Raw genomic sequence first — 16317 nt, 5'->3', positions numbered from 1 at the left:
CGCCGACCCCTACTTCTCGCCCTGGGCGGCGACCGCGGCTGCGCCGGCCGCAGCGGCCTCGGGGTCGAGGTACCGGCCCGGGCCCTCGGGGCGGAAGTCGTCGCCGAGGCGGTAGACGAGCGGGATGCCCGTGGGGATGTTCAGCTCGGCGATCGCCTCGTCGGAGATGCCGTCGAGGTGCTTGACGAGCGCGCGCAGCGAATTGCCGTGCGCGGTGACGAGCACCGTCTTGCCGTCGGCGAGGTCGGGGATGATGTCGTCCTGCCAGTACGGCAGGAGCCGCTCGATGACGTTCACGAGCGCCTCGGTGCGGGGCAGCTCGTCGTCGGAGAGCAGCGCGTAGCGCGGGTCGCCGGCCTGGGACCATTCGCTGTCGTCGGCGAGCGGCGGCGGGGGCGTGTCGAAGGAGCGCCGCCAGGTCTGGAACTGCTCGGGGCCGTACTTCTCGAGCGTGTCGGCCTTGTCGAGGCCCTGCAGGGCGCCGTAGTGCCGCTCGTTCAGCCGCCACGAGCGCCGCACCGGGATCCACGCCCGGTCGGCGACGTCGAGCGCGAGGTTCGCCGTCTGGATGGCCCGGGTCAGCACCGAGGTGTGCAGCACGTCGGGCAGGAGGCCCGATTCGGCCAGGAGCTCGCCGGCACGCTTCGCCTCCTCCACCCCCTGCTCGCTGAGGCGCACGTCGACCCAGCCGGTGAAGAGGTTCTTGCGGTTCCATTCGCTGTTGCCGTGGCGGAGCAGCACGAGGGTGTACGACATGCTCCCAGCCTATCGGCGCGGCCGCTTCGGCCCCGCGCCCGCGTCTCTTCAGGAAACGTTCGGCGGCCGCTTGTGAGAATGCTCGGATGCCCATCGGCCGACTCACCCGCGGAACGACGAACACGAATCGTCTCAGACGCGTCGACCGCTGGATCGCCGACTCGGCCGTGCTGCGCCGGGCCGACGACCCCTTCGTCGTGGATCTCGGCTACGGGGCGAGCGCCGTGACCGTGCTCGAACTGCACCGGCGGCTCGCGCTCCGCCGTGCGGACGCGGAGGTGCTCGGGCTCGAGATCGACCCGGGTCGCGTCGCCCGCGCCCGCGAACAGCTCGCCCTGGTGCGCGAGGGCGGCACGGGCTTCGCCGCCGACGCCGCCGTTCGGTTCGGCCTCGGCGGCTTCGAACTGCCCACCGGCGGGCGGCGGCCGGCGATCGTGCGCGCCTTCAACGTGCTCCGCCAGTACGAGGAGCACGAGGTGCCGGCCGCGTGGGAGCGGATGACGGCCGCCCTGCAGCCGGGCGGGCTGCTCGTCGAGGGCACCTGCGACGAGCTCGGCCGGGTCGCCGCCTGGGTTGCGGTGACCGCCGCCGGCCCGCGCGCGCTCAGCGTGAGCCTGCGCCTCGAGGGCCTGGAGCGCCCCTCGATCGTCGCCGAGCGGCTGCCGAAGGCGCTCATCCACCGCAATGTGCCCGGCGAGGCCGTCCATACCTTCCTCACCGCCCTCGACCGGGCGTGGATGCATCACGCGCCGCTCTCGGTGTACGGCGCCTCGCAGCGGTGGATCGCGACCGTCGACGCGCTGCGCCGCGAGGGCTGGCCGCTGCTCGGGCCGCGCCGGCGCGCCAGGCTCGGCGAGCTCACCGTCGCGTGGTCGGCGGTCGCGCCGGGCTGATCGCGTCAGAGCGGGGCGAGCCGCCCCCTGGCCTCGTCGATGCCGAGGCCGGTCGCCTGCAGCAGGTCGACCGTGTAGGGCCGGAGCGCGTGCACGACGTTCTGCTCCGCGATCGCCTCGGCCGGCAGCATGCGGCCCGGGTCGAGGTGCTTGGCGATCTCGGAGAGCGACTGCCGGGCAACGGCCGCGAGCGAGACGTCGTCGAGGGAGTCGGCGAGGATGCCGGCGACGAGCCCGACCCGGCCGACGAGGTCGCCGAGTTCGGGTTTCGGGATTCCCTCGCGCGCCGCCCAGGCGGATCGGCGGGCGACCACGCGCAGATTGCGGGTGGCGAGATCCATCGCCGTCAGCATGCCGCGCTGGCGTTCGAGGTCGAAGCGGCGGCGCCTCGCGAACGGCGACACCCGGGCGATCGCGATGCCGGAATCCACCGCCGTCCGCCATGACTCGACCGCGGCGTCGATCGTGCGGGCCCGTTCGAGCACCGCTTCGACGGCGGGCGCGTCGCCGTGCGCCAGGGCATCCGCGAGGGCATCGAGCACCGCCGCATGCTCGCCGATGAGCCGCCGGCCGGCTCGCATCGCCGCCCGTCCCGCATCGCGCGGGATGAGGGCGGTCGCCGCGAGGGCCGCCGCACCGCCGATCAGGGCGTCGATCGTGCGCGTGAACGGCCCCCCGTCGGGCGCCGGCATGATCATGACGAGGGTGCACTGCACGGCCGCCGAGATCGCGAAGCCCGGCGTCGCCGAGACGAAGCGCGCCACCGAAAGGGTGAGGACGAGCGCGACGGCGTACTGCACGACGCCCGGGCCGAAGGCGATGAGGAGGAGCTCGGCGAGGGCGATGCCGAGGGTCATGCCCGCGACCGTCTCGAGCACGCGCAGAGGCCGCGTGTCCGCGACGAAGCCGAGCGCGGTGATCGCGACGACGGCCGCGATGATCGGGTACGGATGGCCGAGCACGTAGTGTGCGAACGCCCATGAGGCCAGCGCCGTCACCGAGATCTGCACGATCCCCGGGGTCGATTCGACGAGACGCCGCCACCCGGACGCGAGTGCGGGCGCCGGGCTCACGCGCCTCACGCCCGCGGGCCGAGGCGCGGGATGCGCGGCACGTCGACGGCCGATGCCGCGTCGGCCGGGACGATCTCCTGCTGGGCGGCGGCGACGTCGACGCCGTGCGCTTCGACGATGAGTTCGAGGCCGGCGGGCACGGCGCGCTTGACGACGGCGAGCGCGATCGGCCCGAGTTCGTGGTGCATGCCGGCGCTCGTCACCCGGCCGACCGTGCGCCGCTCCGGCTCCCCGTCGCCCTGATCCTTCAGCGCGACGACCGCGTCGCCCGGCTCCGGCAGGATCGTGTCGCTGCCGTCGAGGTGCAGCATGACGAGCCTGCGCGGCGGCCGGCCGAGATTCAGCACTTTCGCGACGGTCTCCTGGCCCTTGTAGCAGCCCTTGCCGAGGTCGACGGCGCTGCGCAGCCAGTCGAGCTCGTGCGGCACGGTCTTCTCGTCGACCTCGGCGGCCAGGCGGGGCCGCCACGCGGCGATCCGGAGCGCTTCGAGGGCGAGCGTGCCGGCGAGCCGCACACGCCCGGCCGCGGCCTCGGCGGCGAGCCCGTCGAGCGCGGCGGCGGGGACGATGCGTTCGCGCCAGCGCCATGCGGATGCCGGATGCTCCGCCTCGCGGGCGTACTGGTGGCCGCCGCGCTGCAGCGCGGCCCACGGGTCGGCCCAGTCGGGTGCGGCCCCGGCCGGGGCCTGGGCGAGGGCGTCGCCGAAGCCGCCGATCACGGCGAACTCGGCGCTGCGGTCGGCGACCTCGACGCGCAGCATGAACCGCATCCGGTCGAGGAAGCCGGCGAGCGCCGCCGCTTCGGAGCCTTCGACGACGAGCCAGGCGGTCTCGCCGTCGTCGACGAGGTGCACGGCGTGCTCGACGTGCCCGTTGGCGTCGAGGAAGAGCGCCTCGGCGCTCTCGCCGGGCGCGAGGTGCTGGAGGGCCTGGCTCGCCATGGAGTGCAGCCAGCCGAGGCGGTCGGGGCCGCTCACGGCGACGACGCCCCGATTCGAGAGATCGACGATCGCCCGCCCGGCCTCGAGCTCGCGCTGTTCGACGAGCGGGTTGCCGTAGTGGGCGGCGATGCCGGCGTCGCGACCCTCGGCGGGCACGGCGCCGGGGACGGACAGGAGCGGGGAGGCGGTCATCCGGCGGCCTTCGCGAGGCGGGCGGATGCGTGGCTGACGAGCGGGTTGCCGAGCGCGGCCATGTCCCACGCCCACAGGAGATGCCCGTCCACGAGGCCGTAGAGGCGGCTGGCCGCCGCGTACTCCTTCGCACCGGGGGCGCGCATGACGGCATCCGTCGCCAGGTCGATGCGCGGGCCCTTCACCTGGCCGAGGTACAGCTCGCCGACCCCGCCCGGCTGGACGATCTGCACCTGGAGGTCGAAGCCGCCGTCGGCGTTGCGGAGCCGCTCGACCGACTCGGCGTCGGGATAGGGGCGCTCGCCGCGGGCGGGGAGCATGCCGGGGCCGGGGTCGCCGGCCTCGAGCGGGCGGTCGAGGCGCCAGTACCCCGTTTCACCGCCGAGGGGCTCGGGCTCGGCATCGGCGCCGCCCTCGCCGTCGGCCGGCAGCAGCCAGGCCGAGGAGGTGTAGTTCAGATACGGCAGACCGTCATGGCCGAAGCTCAGCCGCTGCCCGAACTCGCGGGTGACGTGCACGCCCTCGTCGATCGCGTAGTCGATGACGCCCGTGCCCTCCCACACTCCGATGAGCCAGGAGAGCGGGACGAGCTCGGCCGGCAGATCGACGGGCAGCTCGATCATCGCTTAGCGCTGGCCCCGGAAGAGCTTGTAGACGACCACGCCGCTGATCCAGAGGATGGAGAGGGTCGCCAGGCCCAGCAAGCCGATGAAGAAGAGTTCGAGCGCGACGAGGGAAGACATGCTGAGAGTCTATCCCGCCGCGGACTACGCCGCCGCGAGGGCCGCAGGGGCCAGCGCGATCGCCCCGACCGCGATGATCGCGACCGAACCGCCCACGCTCGCCGTCGCCCGCAGCAGGTAGCCGGCAGGGCCGGCGACGAGCTGGACGAGGAGGGCCAGCAGCACCGTGATCGCCAGGACCACGCCGAGCGCCCCGTACATCCCGAGGTCGCGACCGGCGGCGATCCACTCCCCGCCCGCATAGGAGACGCCCACGACGACCGCGGCCCCGGCGAGCGCGAGCGCCCACACCAGCCCCGTCGCCAGCCGCCCGCCGCGGGGCGCTGCCGAATCCGTCGTCGTCACCCCGCCATTCTCCCATGCGGGGCGGGGTGCGTCTCGTACCCGCCCGTGCGAGGCGCGGCCCGCGCGTTCCCGTAGTATGTTCCCCACCTACCAGCTGGAGGTTCGCGTGGCGCAGTTGCTGATCCTGACGCCGGCCGCGAACAACGACGTTCTCCCGGCCCTGTCCCTGTTGACGCACCGGGTGCGCGTCATCCCCGCCTCACCCGAGCAGCTGGTGCGCGCCCCCGAATCGGATCTCGTGCTGCTGGATGCCCGCACGAACCTCGCCGGCATCAAGGCGCTCGCCCAGATCCTCCGCACCACGGGACTCTCGGTGCCGCTCGTCCTCGTCGTCACCGAGGGGGGCCTGACCGCGGTCACGCCCGACTGGGGCGTGGACGACGTCATCCTCGAACAGGCCGGCCCCGCCGAGATCGACGCCCGCATCCGCCTCGCGATCGGCCGCACGCAGACCGCGCCGCACAGCGAACGCATCCAGACCTCCGGCGTCGTCATCGATGAGGCTAGTTACTCCGCGAAGGTGCACGGCAAGCCCCTCGACCTCACGTACAAGGAGTTCGAACTGCTGCGCTTCCTCGCCGCCCACCCCTCGCGCGTGTTCACCCGCGAACAACTGCTGAGCGAAGTGTGGGGCTACGACTACTTCGGCGGCACCCGCACCGTCGACGTGCACGTGCGACGGCTGCGCGCGAAGCTCGGCGAGCTCGAGAGCCTCATCGGCACCGTGCGCAACGTCGGGTACCGCTTCAACGTGCAGGACGACGACAAGGTCGGCACCGCCTGAGGCGCGGCGCGCCCCGGCATCCGCACCCGCCGAAGACCCCTGCCGATGTCGGCGGGCCGCTGGCATGATGAGTGGATGACCGCCGACTCACCGCTGACCGAGGAACGGTCGTCGAGCGATTTCGACGACGACTTCGAGCCGCTCGACGAAGAGGGCGCGCCCGAACTCGCCAGCGACCGCTACCTCGACCGCGAGCTCAGCTGGCTCGCCTTCAACCAGCGCGTGCTCGAACTCGGCGAGGACGAGACGGTACCCGTGCTCGAACGGGCCAACTTCCTGGCGTTCTTCGCCTCGAACCTCGACGAGTTCTTCATGGTGCGCGTCGCCGGGCTGAAGCGCCGCATCGACACCGGGCTCGCCGTGCCCACCAACGTCGGCCGGGCTCCCCTGGACGTCCTCGCCGACATCTCCGCGAAGGCGCACGAACTGCAGGCCCGCCACGCGCGCGCCTACCAGGATGGGCTGAAGCCCGCACTCGCATCCGCCGGCATCCGCGTCGTGTCGTGGGACGAACTCGGCGAGACCGAGCGCGCGCACCTGCGCGACTACTTCGCACGCCAGATCTTCCCCGTGCTGATGCCGCTGGCCGTCGACCCGGCCCACCCCTTCCCCTACATCTCGGGGCTGTCGCTGAACCTCTCGGTGCGCGTGCGGAACAGCCGCACCGGGCGGCAGGAGTTCGCCCGCGTCAAGGTGCCGCAGATGCTGCCGCGCTTCGTGCGCGTCGCCCCCGCCGAAAGCGTCGTCGACGCCCGCTACATCACCCTCGAGGAACTCATCGCCAACCATCTCGGCGACCTGTTCCCCGGCATGGAGATCATCGAGCACCACGTCTTCCGCGTCACCCGCAACGAGGACGTCGAGATCGAGGAGGACGAGACCGAGAACCTCCTGCAGGCCCTCGAACGCGAACTGCTGCGGCGGCGTTTCGGCCCCCCGATCCGTCTCGAGGTCACCGACGACATGGACGAGGTCACCCTCGGCCTCCTCGTCCGCGAGCTCGACATCACCGAGCAGGAGGTCTACCGGCTGCCCGCCCCGCTCGACCTCGGCGGGCTCTTCGACCTCGGCCGCCTCGACCGGCCCGAACTCCGCTTCCCGCCGCACGTGCCGGCCACCGCCGCGCAGCTGCAGCCCGGCGAGGGCAAGATCCGCCCCGACGTGTTCGCCGCCGTGCGCCGCCGCGACGTGCTCCTGCACCACCCCTACGAATCGTTCGCGACGAGCGTGCAGGCCTTCCTCGAACAGGCCGCCGCCGACCCCGACGTGCTCGCCATCAAGCAGACCCTGTACCGCACCTCCGGCGACAGCCCCATCGTCGAAGCCCTCATCGATGCCGCCGAAGCCGGCAAGCAGGTGCTCGCCCTCGTCGAGATCAAGGCCCGCTTCGACGAGCAGGCCAACATCAGCTGGGCGCGCAAGCTCGAGAAGGCCGGCGTGCACGTCGTCTACGGCCTCGTCGGGCTGAAGACGCACTGCAAACTCGCCCTCGTCATCCGACAGGAGCACGGCGAACTCGCCCACTACAGCCACATCGGCACCGGCAACTACAACCCGAAGACGAGCCGCAGCTACGAGGACCTCGGCCTCCTCACCGCCGACGAGCAGGTCGGCAAAGACCTCACCCGACTCTTCAACGAGCTCTCCGGCTATGCCATCGAGAAGAAATTCAAACGCCTGCTCGTCGCCCCGCTGCACCTCCGCAAGGGGCTGCTGAAGCTCATCGCCGGCGAGATCCGCGCCGCCGAGGAAGGGCGACCGGCCGGCATCCGCATCAAGGTCAACGCGATGGTCGACGAGGCGATCATCGACGGCCTGTACCGCGCCTCGAACGCGGGGGTGCCGGTGGATGTCTGGGTGCGGGGCATCTGCAGCCTGAAGCCGGGCGTGCCCGGGCTCAGCGAGAACATCCGGGTGCGCTCGATCCTCGGCCGCTACCTCGAACACTCGCGCGTCTTCTCCTTCGCCGGCGGCGGGGATCCGCAGGTCTACATCGGCTCGGCCGACATGATGCACCGCAACCTCGACCGGCGCGTCGAAGCCCTCGTCCGGCTCACCGACCCCGGCCACCTCGCCGAGATCGCATCGCTCTTCGACCTCGCGATGGATGCCGGCACGAGCTCCTGGCACCTCGGCGCCGACGGGGTGTGGACGCGCCGCTCCGTCGACGATTCCGGGCATCCGCTCGCCGACCTGCAGAATAAGCTCATGCACGAGATCGCGGGCCGTTCCCGCACGGGGAAGCGACGGTGAGCGCGAGCGAGAAGGCGGTCTACGCGGCGGGGGCCGTGTGCTGGCGCGTGATCGACGGCAAGATGCACATCCTGCTCGTCCACCGCACCGCCTACGGCGACGTCACCATCCCCAAGGGCAAAGTCGACCCCGGCGAGACGCTGCCGCAGACGGCCGTACGCGAGATCGAGGAGGAGACCGGCATCCGCGTCGCCCTCGGCGCCCCGCTCGGCATCTCGCACTACACGCTGCCGAGCGGCCGGGAGAAGTACGTGCACTACTGGGCCGCCGAGGCCACCGAACGGGCGGTGCAGCACTCCACGTTCCGGCCGAACGCCGAGATCGCCGCGCTCGAATGGGTCACCCCGAAACGGGCCCGCGGCTACCTCAGCTACCCGCAGGACGTCGAGATCGTCGAGGCCTTCGAGAAGCTCCTCGCGCAGGAGATCACCCGGACCTTCGCGATCGTCGTCATGCGGCACGCCAAGACGGTCAGCCGGGGCGACTGGGACGGCCCCGACGCATCCCGGCCGCTCACCCCGCGCGGCGTCGAGCAGGCGGCGGCCCTCGTGCCGACGGTGCGGGCGTGGGCGCCGAAGCGGATCGTGACGAGCCCGGCCGTGCGGTGCGTGACGACCGTCGCCCCGCTCGCGGCCGCCGCCCGCCTCGAGGTCAGGCGCGACGAGGGCATCAGCCAGGACGCCTGGGAGACCGGCGACGACGAGGTGCGCCGAGTCATCGGCAAGCGCGTCCGCGTCGGCAAGTCGGCGGTGGTCTGCAGCCACGGGCCCGTGCTGCCCGGGATCCTCCGCGAGCTCGCCCTGGCGACCGCGACCCCGCTCGGCGGCTACGTCGACGAGGCGGCCGCCCTCGAGCCGGGCGCGTTCAGCGTCGTGCACCTGTCGGCGACGAACCCGGCATCCGGGATCATCTCGATCGAGACGTACCCCGCGCAGCGCTGAGGCGACGCTTCGCAGGCCCTTCCCAGCCCGGCACCACGCAGTGGATGCCCGGAGTTCACCTTCCGTTCACGCGCACGGGGGATGCTCGTCGCACGAGCTGCTTAGCGTCGCAGGCGGGCCGGCACCCGGCCCGGAACCTGCAATCGGAACCCCGGAAGGGAATCTCGTGAACCTCACACGCTTCGGTGCTCCCGCCGTCGTGGCGGTGGCCGCCGCACTCGCCCTCAGCTCCTGCGCGACGAACGAGGGCGGAGCCACAGCCGCCCCCGGCGACGACGCGGCGGCGCTCTCCGGCACCCTCGTCGGCGCCGGCGCCTCCTCGCAGGGCTCCGCCCAGGAGGCCTGGATCGCCGCGTTCCAGACCGCGAACCCCGACGTCACGATCGACTACGACCCGGCCGGTTCCGGCGCGGGCCGCGAGTCGTTCCAGAAGGGCGCGGTCGACTTCGCCGGAAGCGACCGCGCGTTCAAGGAGGACGAGCTCACCGGCGACTTCGCCGCCTGCACCCCGGGCACCGACCTCGTCGAACTGCCCCTCTACATCTCGCCCATCGCGATCGTCTTCAACCTCGACGGCATCGACTCGCTCGACCTCGATGCGGCCACCGTCGCGAAGATCTTCACCGGCGAGATCGCCACGTGGAACGACCCGGCGATCGCCTCGCAGAACCCGGGCGTCGAACTGCCGGACGCGGCGATCACCGCCGTGCACCGCTCCGACGACTCCGGCACCACCGAGAACTTCCTCGAGTACCTCGCGCAGGCCGCCCCCGAGGCGTGGACGGCCGAGCCCGACGGGGTCTGGCCGCTCGCCGGCGGCGAGGCCGCCCAGGGCACCTCGGGGGTCGTGGATGCCGTCACCAACGGCACCGGCACGATCGGCTACGCCGACGCATCCCGCGCCGACGGCCTCGGCACCGTCTCGATCAAGGTCGGCGACGAATACGTCGCCTACTCCCCCGAGGCGGCCGCCGCGATCGTCGACGCCTCGCCGCTTACCGCCGGCCGCGCCGACACCGACCTCGCGATCGAACTCGACCGGAGCTCTGCCGAAGCCGACGTCTACCCCGTCGTGCTCGTCAGCTACCTCGTGGCCTGCAGCGAGTACGCCGAGCCTGACAACGTCGAACTCGTCACCGAGTACCTCTCCTACCTCGCCAGCGAGGACGGGCAGGCCGCGGCCGCCGAGTCGGCCGGATCCGCCCCGATCTCCGACACGCTCCGGGAACGGATCGTCACCGCGATCGACACCATCGAGTAGTAGGTTCGTGCCCGACCCCCTCGTTCGCGTCGGGGTCGGGCACGGCCATGTCCCACGAAACGACACCGAGGAATGCGCCAGATGACCAGCACAGCCCCGCTGAAAGCGAAACCGCGGCCCGGGGATCGCATCTTCTCGCGCTCGGCGGTGTTCGCGGGCCTGCTGATCCTCGTCACGCTCGCCGCCGTCGCGATCTTCCTCATCGTCCAGTCGATCCCCGCCCTCTTCGCCACGAGCGAGGACGCCTCGATCCTGCCGACGAACTTCTGGGACTACGTCTGGCCGCTCCTGTTCGGCACCGTCTGGGCGGCGCTCATCGCCCTGCTCATGGCGCTGCCCGTCTCGATCGGCATCGCCCTGTTCATCTCGCACTACGCACCGCGGCGCCTGGCCTCCGTGCTCGGCTACGTCGTCGACCTGCTGGCCGCCGTGCCCTCGGTCGTCTTCGGCCTCTGGGGCATCGGCGTGCTCGCCCCGGCCGTGCAACCCGTCTACAGCTGGTTCGTCGAGCACCTCGGCTGGTTCCCGCTGTTCGCCGGGCCCGTCTCCGGCACCGGCCGCACCATCTTCACCGCCGCCGTGGTGCTGGCCGTCATGGTGCTGCCGATCATGACCGCCATCTGCCGCGAAGTCTTCCTGCAGACGCCCGTGCTGCACGAGGAGGCGGCCCTCGCGCTCGGCGCGACCCGGTGGGAGATGATCCGCATGGCGGTGCTGCCCTTCGGCCGCCCCGGCATCGTCTCGGCCTCCGTGCTCGGGCTCGGCCGCGCCCTCGGCGAGACGATGGCGGTCGCGATGGTGCTCTCGGCCACCGGCGCGGTCACCCTCCAACTGTTCACGAGCTCGAACCCGTCGACGATCGCCGCGAACATCGCCCTCAGCTTCCCCGAGGCCTACGCGCTGAACGTCAACGTCCTCATCGCCACCGGCCTCATCCTCTTCGTCGTGACCTTCGCCGTCAACGCCGTCGCCCGCTGGATCGTGAACCGCCGCAAAGACTTCTCGGGAGCGAACTGATGACCGCCACCGCACCCGCACCCGCACCCGCCCGCCAGACGGCGCCGATCCGCAACTCGCTGACGGCCGGCAAACTGCCGAACGGCGCCCCGTGGATCATCCTCGGATCCACCCTCGCGCTCGGCGCGATCGTCTTCGGCATCGTCGCCCTCGCCGACGGATCCGCCTTCAACTGGATCGGCACCCTCGTCGTCGGCGCCGTGCTCTACGTGCCCGTCGTCTGGGTGTTCTCGCTGCTCGTCGAAGGGCGGCGCCGCGCACTCGACCGCCTCGTGACGGCGCTCGTGACCGGCGCGTTCCTGCTCGCGATGATCCCGCTCGTGTCCGTCACCGTCACCGTCGTGGGCCTGGGCGCCGCACGTTTCGACGCCGACTTCTTCACGATGTCGATGCGCAACGTCACCGGCGAGGGCGGCGGGGCCCTGCACGCCGTCATGGGCACCCTGCTGATGACCGGGGCCGCCGCGGTGATCTCCATCCCGATCGGCCTGCTCACCTCGATCTACCTCGTCGAATACGGCCGCGGCCGCCTCGCCCGCGGCATCACCTTCCTCGTCGACGTGATGACCGGCATCCCCTCGATCGTGGCCGGCCTGTTCGCCTACTCGCTGTTCGCGATCTTCCTCGGCCCCGGCACCCGAACCGGCATCGCCGGCGCCGTCGCCCTCGCAGTGCTCATGATCCCCGTCGTCGTGCGCTCCTCCGAGGAGATGCTGCGGCTCGTGCCGAACGAGCTGCGCGAAGCCTCCTACGCGCTCGGCGTGCCGAAGTGGCTGACGATCATGAAGGTCGTGCTGCCGACCTCCATCGCCGGCATCACGACCGGCATCATGCTCTCCATCTCGCGCGTCATCGGCGAGACCGCCCCGCTGCTCATCGCCGCCGGCTTCACCGCGAGCATGAACTACAACGTCTTCGACGGGCGCATGCAGTCGATCCCTGTCTTCGTGTACACGCAGTACGCCAACCAGGGCAACCCCGCCGACGCCTACCTCGACCGTGCGTGGGCTGCGGCCCTCACCCTCATCCTCATCGTGATGCTGCTGAACCTCGTGGCCCGGCTCATCGCCCGCATCTTCGCGCCGAAACTCGGCCGCTGACCCCGCAAGCAAAGGAATCCCCCGTGTCCAAGCGCATCGAAGTCCGCGATCTCAACGTCTACTACTCGAAGTTCCTCGCCGTCGAAGGCGTCGACCTCGCGATCGAGCCGCGCAGCGTCACCGCGTTCATCGGCCCCTCCGGCTGCGGCAAGTCGACGTTCCTGCGCACCCTGAACCGCATGCACGAGGTCATCCCCGGCGCCCGCGTCGAGGGCGAGGTGCTGATCGACGGCGACAACCTCTACGACCCCGAGGTCGACCCTGTGCTCGTGCGCCGCCAGGTCGGCATGGTCTTCCAGCGGCCGAACCCGTTCCCGACGATGTCGATCAAGGAGAACGTGCTCGCCGGCGTCAAGCTCAACAACCGCCGCATCACGAAGTCCGACGCCGACGAGCTCGTCGAGACCTCCCTGCGCGGGGCGAACCTGTGGAACGAGGTGAAGGACCGCCTCGACCGGCCCGGTTCCGGGCTTTCCGGCGGGCAGCAGCAGCGCCTCTGCATCGCCCGCACGATCGCCGTGCGCCCGCAGGTGATCCTCATGGACGAGCCGTGCTCGGCCCTGGACCCGATCTCGACGCTGGCGATCGAGGACCTCATCGAGGAGCTGAAGACCGAGTACACGATCGTCATCGTCACCCACAACATGCAGCAGGCCTCGCGCGTCTCCGACAAGACCGCGTTCTTCAACATCGCCGGCACCGGCAAGCCGGGCAAGCTCATCGAGTACGACGACACCACGACGATCTTCTCGAACCCCGCGGTGCAGGCCACCGAGGACTACGTGTCGGGGCGCTTCGGCTGATTTCGCCGCCGCGTTCCGCGCGTGTACCAGCGCCGTTGAGCGGGCCAACCTCGGACATCCGGTGGGGGGGTTAGGGCCGCCGGTGACGGTTGGCGGGTAGGGGGTCGAGGTCCCCGAGTATGAGCACGCCACTATCCACGGGCCGGCTCGTCAGCACGACCCGTCGTGAAAGACGGTATGGCGGGCCCGACGCTCGGAGGCACCCCCTGACAGGGGGCATTCCGAAAGTTGACAGAGCACTAGACGTTCCAGTGGAATCACATCCACGTGCACGGCTACGCGAAGCACTCACGCCCTGACCTGACGGGGCGGTTCCTTCATAGGATCCACCGAACGATGTCAGGAAGTGCCGTTGTCGCGAAACAACCAAAGTACAAAGCCAGTTCACTGAGCGCCGATTCCCGGGCCGGGGTCAGCGAGAGAGGATCCATCACGAAGAAACCGAAGCGAACGTTGGCCACCGTCGTGGCCACCGTCGCGCTCGTTGCGGGCGGTGCAGCCGCGGCAAATGCCACGACGGTCACGACCACGATGTCCGATTGGACGACTGGGACCGTCGGGCCGTACCGGACGGCGTCCGCGTCCGTGACGCAGTCCATCAGAATGAGCGGCTGCGTCTGGTCCTACCTCACCGGGTCAGGGAACACCGTCAGCACGGTGCAGATGCAGTTCCAAAAGCAGAACGGCTCCCTCGCCCCGATTTCGTACGGGAACAGCACGGCGAGTTGCGGAACCACGATGTCGTGGGGATCAGGGCTCACCGGTAACTTCCGTTACCAGCTCAACGGGGTCACGGACACGAACGGCTACTACCACGGGTCGAAGGGGAGCTATCTGTTCTCCGCAAGCAGCGTCGTCATCAATCACTGAGAAGCATGTGGCGTCGGGTCATCTCGAACATGACCCGACGCCACTCCACCACAGTAACCTCAAGGAGCATCCATGCGGCTGCACCCGGTCGTCCCCTGGTGGTCGACGCCGGCCTACTGGGCATCCCCCGTCGTGATCCTCGCCATGGTCTACGTCTGGGTCAGCATTCTCCAGCCATTCCCGCCCCAACCTTCCTGGACCGCCTACGTCGCGCGAACCACGGACGGCTTCATGTACGCGCTTCCAATCGCTGCAGCAGCGGCCGCATGGACGATCAGCACCCGAATGCGCAAGAGCACGGCTGTATTGAGAGCCGGAGTCCGATGGCCAGTACGGATCGTCTGGGAGTACACATGGCCGCTCTTCGGGGCATGTGCGCTGGGCTTCATCTCCGTCCTGGCTCTCCAATCCGCTATCGCCCTGCCCGCACCCCCGAACACAAGCGCGGCGCTTCTCCTCGTCGTCGCGGTCGTGCAAACCGTCACAGCGATCAGTATCGGAGCTGCGCTAGGAATGCTCTTGCCGGCTCCTCTCGCCACTGGCCTCGCACTCTTCGGCCTACTCGCTTGGGCCGTCTATCCGAATACCGACCCTGAGAATGTCTCCTGGCGGAACATTACCGGATATGCCCTCTTCGGCTGCTGTGACAGCTTCGCCTATGCGCCAGACTGGAAGGCTCTTCTCGGCCCGCTCCTGGTCGGGCTAGCCGCTATTGCCGCATTTCTCTTCACGGCAGGAGGAACCCATCGGTCGGTCACAGCACCCAGCAGTGCAGTCGTGCTCTCCGCCGGAGTGATTGCGGCCCTCACGATCGTCTCAGGTACGGGCCCTACAGGTGCAACGGCGCGCACACCCAGTGACCTCGTCTGTCGAGGAACCGATCCTTCGATATGCCTGTTTCCAGAGCAATGGGCGTCTTCGAATGCCACCATCATCGAAGCCTCGTTCAGAGACGCCTACCGCTCCGCAACAGATCACGACATTGATATCCCTTCACGGGTTTCAGGAGCTATCCTCCACGCGGACGGTCGAGGCCCAGATTCGGAGACGCTCGTCGGCGTAGTGGATACGGCGGGGCGAGACACGATCATCAAGACGTATGCCGACGCTGTTATCGCATCCTCACGCACCTGCCCGGAATCCGATTGGGCCGAAGGACAACTCCCGCCTGAGACGATCTCTGGCTATGCCCTCGCCATGCTCATGGGCGGCGATGCCAGCGGGGTCCTACCCGACCAAGCCATTAGCGTGAACATGGAAGTCGGCACCGCGCTCTCGAGTCAGCAGGTGATCGACATGCTCGCCATCCGCTCGGTAAACGATGCCGAATCATCTGCGCGAGGTTGGTTCACGGCGCAAGCGATCTGCGCAGACTCAGACAAGGATTCGTGATGTTCATCGATGTAAAAGGTCTCTCGTTCGGATATGCGGGAAAGCGTGACGTATTCCGTGCCCTAGACATCGCAATACCCGAAGGGCCGGTCGTGCTTCTCGGCCCGAACGGCGCAGGCAAGACATCCCTGCTAAGTCTTTTGGCCGGGGTGCTCCGGCCACGCCGCGGCAGCATTCGAGTAGGCACAGGGGAAGACCTCGGCCCGGCTAGGCGCAGGGCTGAGGTCGGATGGTTGCCTCAAGACGTCCCAGTGGTGCCAGGAATGACGGTTGCACAGCAGATCGCTTACTCGGGATGGCTGAAAGGGATGACTATCCGCGCGGCTCGAAAAGCCGCACCCGCGGCAATGGAAGCCGCAAACCTGACGTCTCTTGCAAACCGGAAAGCCAGCCGTCTCTCTGGCGGTCAACGTCGTAGACTCGGCATCGGTCAAGCGTTGGTGAACAATCCCGCAGTACTATTGCTGGATGAACCCTACGCTGGACTAGATCCCGAACAACGGGCCAGCGTGCGCCAAACTCTGCTTCGGATCGCCCCTTCTACCGGCATCGTGGTTTCGACCCACCAAACAGAAGACATCGAGGATGTTTATCGGCAGACAGTCATACTCAGCGAGGGTCGAGTACGATATCAGGGAACGATCGACGAGTTCCTCGACCTGGCTGATTCAATCAGTCCTGGGCTCGGGCGAGCAGAATCCGCATATCGGGCGATCATGTCGCAGTACTCGGCCGTATGACGCTGTGGGCTAAGTCGCGTGGCATCGCGTGGTGGCTGATCTCCTTCGTCGTCTTGGCTTGCATAAGCCTGCTTGTCCAGGATTTCCGCTACGCCTTTCCGAGCCTCCGCGGCGGTATCGTCATGGTGCCCCTGGGCTTCACGTTGGCCCTTTTCCCTGCTTTGTTCTGGTACGTCCTGGTCTCGCGCGGTCGGTCCACCCTTGAACTGGTCG

Annotated in this window: 17 protein-coding genes; 11 read left to right on the top strand and 6 right to left on the bottom strand. The window is 69.5% G+C overall.

The window, feature by feature from the left end:
* Positions 1-9: 9 nt before the first annotated feature.
* On the bottom strand, positions 10-756 hold the full coding sequence (locus G127AT_RS11765; protein WP_210897107.1) for a phosphoglyceromutase: 747 nt from the start codon (positions 754-756) through the stop codon (positions 10-12).
* A gap of 86 nt (positions 757-842) precedes the next feature.
* Here G127AT_RS11765 and G127AT_RS11760 point away from each other — a divergent pair, with 86 nt between their 5' ends.
* Positions 843-1649, top strand: coding sequence for a class I SAM-dependent methyltransferase (locus G127AT_RS11760; RefSeq protein ID WP_210897105.1), 807 nt, complete (start codon positions 843-845; stop codon positions 1647-1649).
* Between the two features lie 5 nt (positions 1650-1654).
* Here the strand turns inward: G127AT_RS11760 and G127AT_RS11755 are convergent, their stop codons facing one another.
* From G127AT_RS11755 to G127AT_RS11740, 4 genes are all read right to left on the bottom strand, one after another.
* A complete protein-coding gene (locus G127AT_RS11755) occupies positions 1655-2722 on the bottom strand; it encodes an FUSC family protein (protein ID WP_210897103.1) in 1068 nt (355 codons plus the stop codon).
* A 5-nt stretch (positions 2723-2727) separates the two neighbouring features.
* On the bottom strand, positions 2728-3855 hold the full coding sequence (gene ygfZ / locus G127AT_RS11750) for a CAF17-like 4Fe-4S cluster assembly/insertion protein YgfZ (protein WP_210897101.1): 1128 nt from the start codon (positions 3853-3855) through the stop codon (positions 2728-2730).
* Positions 3852-4478 (bottom strand): heme-binding beta-barrel domain-containing protein, encoded by a 627-nt coding sequence (locus tag G127AT_RS11745; protein ID WP_210897099.1) that lies wholly within the window; start codon positions 4476-4478, stop codon positions 3852-3854. Before G127AT_RS11745 ends, ygfZ begins: the two co-directional genes overlap by 4 nt.
* 144 nt (positions 4479-4622) lie before the next feature.
* A complete protein-coding gene (locus G127AT_RS11740) occupies positions 4623-4943 on the bottom strand; it encodes a hypothetical protein (RefSeq protein ID WP_210897097.1) in 321 nt (106 codons plus the stop codon).
* A 106-nt stretch (positions 4944-5049) separates the two neighbouring features.
* On the opposite strand from G127AT_RS11740, the gene G127AT_RS11735 reads away from it, so the two are divergent.
* The 7 genes from G127AT_RS11735 (at position 5050) to pstB (ending at position 13102) form a co-directional block, all read left to right on the top strand.
* The gene (locus G127AT_RS11735) at positions 5050-5727 is read left to right on the top strand and encodes a response regulator transcription factor (RefSeq protein WP_210897095.1); all 678 of its coding nucleotides are present in this window, start codon (positions 5050-5052) and stop codon (positions 5725-5727) included.
* Positions 5728-5802: 75 nt separating this feature from the next.
* Positions 5803-7980, top strand: a complete 2178-nt coding sequence (locus G127AT_RS11730; protein ID WP_210897093.1) for an RNA degradosome polyphosphate kinase — start codon at positions 5803-5805, stop codon at positions 7978-7980.
* Positions 7977-8921, top strand: coding sequence for an NUDIX hydrolase (locus tag G127AT_RS11725; protein ID WP_425305856.1), 945 nt, complete (start codon positions 7977-7979; stop codon positions 8919-8921). Before G127AT_RS11730 ends, G127AT_RS11725 begins: the two co-directional genes overlap by 4 nt.
* A 166-nt stretch (positions 8922-9087) precedes the next feature.
* Positions 9088-10182 carry a phosphate ABC transporter substrate-binding protein PstS gene (locus G127AT_RS11720; RefSeq protein WP_210897091.1) on the top strand — a complete coding sequence of 365 codons (1095 nt, stop codon included), beginning with the start codon at positions 9088-9090 and terminating at the stop codon, positions 10180-10182.
* Between the two features lie 81 nt (positions 10183-10263).
* Positions 10264-11199: a phosphate ABC transporter permease subunit PstC gene (gene pstC / locus G127AT_RS11715; RefSeq protein ID WP_210897089.1), complete on the top strand. Its 936-nt coding sequence runs from the start codon at positions 10264-10266 to the stop codon at positions 11197-11199.
* The gene (gene pstA, locus G127AT_RS11710; protein WP_210897088.1) at positions 11199-12299 is read left to right on the top strand and encodes a phosphate ABC transporter permease PstA; all 1101 of its coding nucleotides are present in this window, start codon (positions 11199-11201) and stop codon (positions 12297-12299) included. Before pstC ends, pstA begins: the two co-directional genes overlap by 1 nt.
* A 23-nt stretch (positions 12300-12322) precedes the next feature.
* Positions 12323-13102 (top strand): phosphate ABC transporter ATP-binding protein PstB, encoded by a 780-nt coding sequence (gene pstB, locus G127AT_RS11705; RefSeq protein ID WP_210897086.1) that lies wholly within the window; start codon positions 12323-12325, stop codon positions 13100-13102.
* Between the two features lie 317 nt (positions 13103-13419).
* Here the strand turns inward: pstB and G127AT_RS11700 are convergent, their stop codons facing one another.
* The gene (locus G127AT_RS11700) at positions 13420-13632 is read right to left on the bottom strand and encodes a hypothetical protein (RefSeq protein WP_210897084.1); all 213 of its coding nucleotides are present in this window, start codon (positions 13630-13632) and stop codon (positions 13420-13422) included.
* 208 nt (positions 13633-13840) lie between these two features.
* Here G127AT_RS11700 and G127AT_RS16265 point away from each other — a divergent pair, with 208 nt between their 5' ends.
* From G127AT_RS16265 to G127AT_RS11690, 3 genes are all read left to right on the top strand, one after another.
* Positions 13841-13972, top strand: a complete 132-nt coding sequence (locus G127AT_RS16265; protein WP_280527562.1) for a hypothetical protein — start codon at positions 13841-13843, stop codon at positions 13970-13972.
* 72 nt (positions 13973-14044) lie between these two features.
* Complete coding sequence (locus tag G127AT_RS11695) at positions 14045-15364, top strand: hypothetical protein (protein WP_210897082.1); 1320 nt, start codon at positions 14045-14047, stop codon at positions 15362-15364.
* The gene (locus G127AT_RS11690; protein WP_210897080.1) at positions 15364-16104 is read left to right on the top strand and encodes an ATP-binding cassette domain-containing protein; all 741 of its coding nucleotides are present in this window, start codon (positions 15364-15366) and stop codon (positions 16102-16104) included. Before G127AT_RS11695 ends, G127AT_RS11690 begins: the two co-directional genes overlap by 1 nt.
* Positions 16105-16317 lie beyond the last annotated feature (213 nt).

The organism is Agromyces archimandritae, from assembly GCF_018024495.1.
Lineage (GTDB): Bacteria > Actinomycetota > Actinomycetes > Actinomycetales > Microbacteriaceae > Agromyces > Agromyces archimandritae.
The sequence above is the reverse complement of the archived record's forward strand: the minus strand, read 5'-3'. Positions and strand labels throughout refer to the sequence as shown.

Bases quoted from the DNA above. Each gene is read 5' to 3' on its own strand.
- G127AT_RS11765 (WP_210897107.1), bottom strand. From the start codon at position 756: ATGTCGTACACCCTCGTGCTGCTCCGCCACGGCAACAGCGAATGGAAC.
- G127AT_RS11760 (WP_210897105.1), top strand. From the start codon at position 843: ATGCCCATCGGCCGACTCACCCGCGGAACGACGAACACGAATCGTCTC.
- ygfZ (WP_210897101.1), bottom strand. From the start codon at position 3,855: ATGACCGCCTCCCCGCTCCTGTCCGTCCCCGGCGCCGTGCCCGCCGAG.
- G127AT_RS11745 (WP_210897099.1), bottom strand. From the start codon at position 4,478: ATGATCGAGCTGCCCGTCGATCTGCCGGCCGAGCTCGTCCCGCTCTCC.
- G127AT_RS11730 (WP_210897093.1), top strand. From the start codon at position 5,803: ATGACCGCCGACTCACCGCTGACCGAGGAACGGTCGTCGAGCGATTTC.
- pstC (WP_210897089.1), top strand. From the start codon at position 10,264: ATGACCAGCACAGCCCCGCTGAAAGCGAAACCGCGGCCCGGGGATCGC.
- pstA (WP_210897088.1), top strand. From the start codon at position 11,199: ATGACCGCCACCGCACCCGCACCCGCACCCGCCCGCCAGACGGCGCCG.
- G127AT_RS16265 (WP_280527562.1), top strand. From the start codon at position 13,841: ATGTCGTGGGGATCAGGGCTCACCGGTAACTTCCGTTACCAGCTCAAC.
- G127AT_RS11695 (WP_210897082.1), top strand. From the start codon at position 14,045: ATGCGGCTGCACCCGGTCGTCCCCTGGTGGTCGACGCCGGCCTACTGG.
- G127AT_RS11690 (WP_210897080.1), top strand. From the start codon at position 15,364: ATGTTCATCGATGTAAAAGGTCTCTCGTTCGGATATGCGGGAAAGCGT.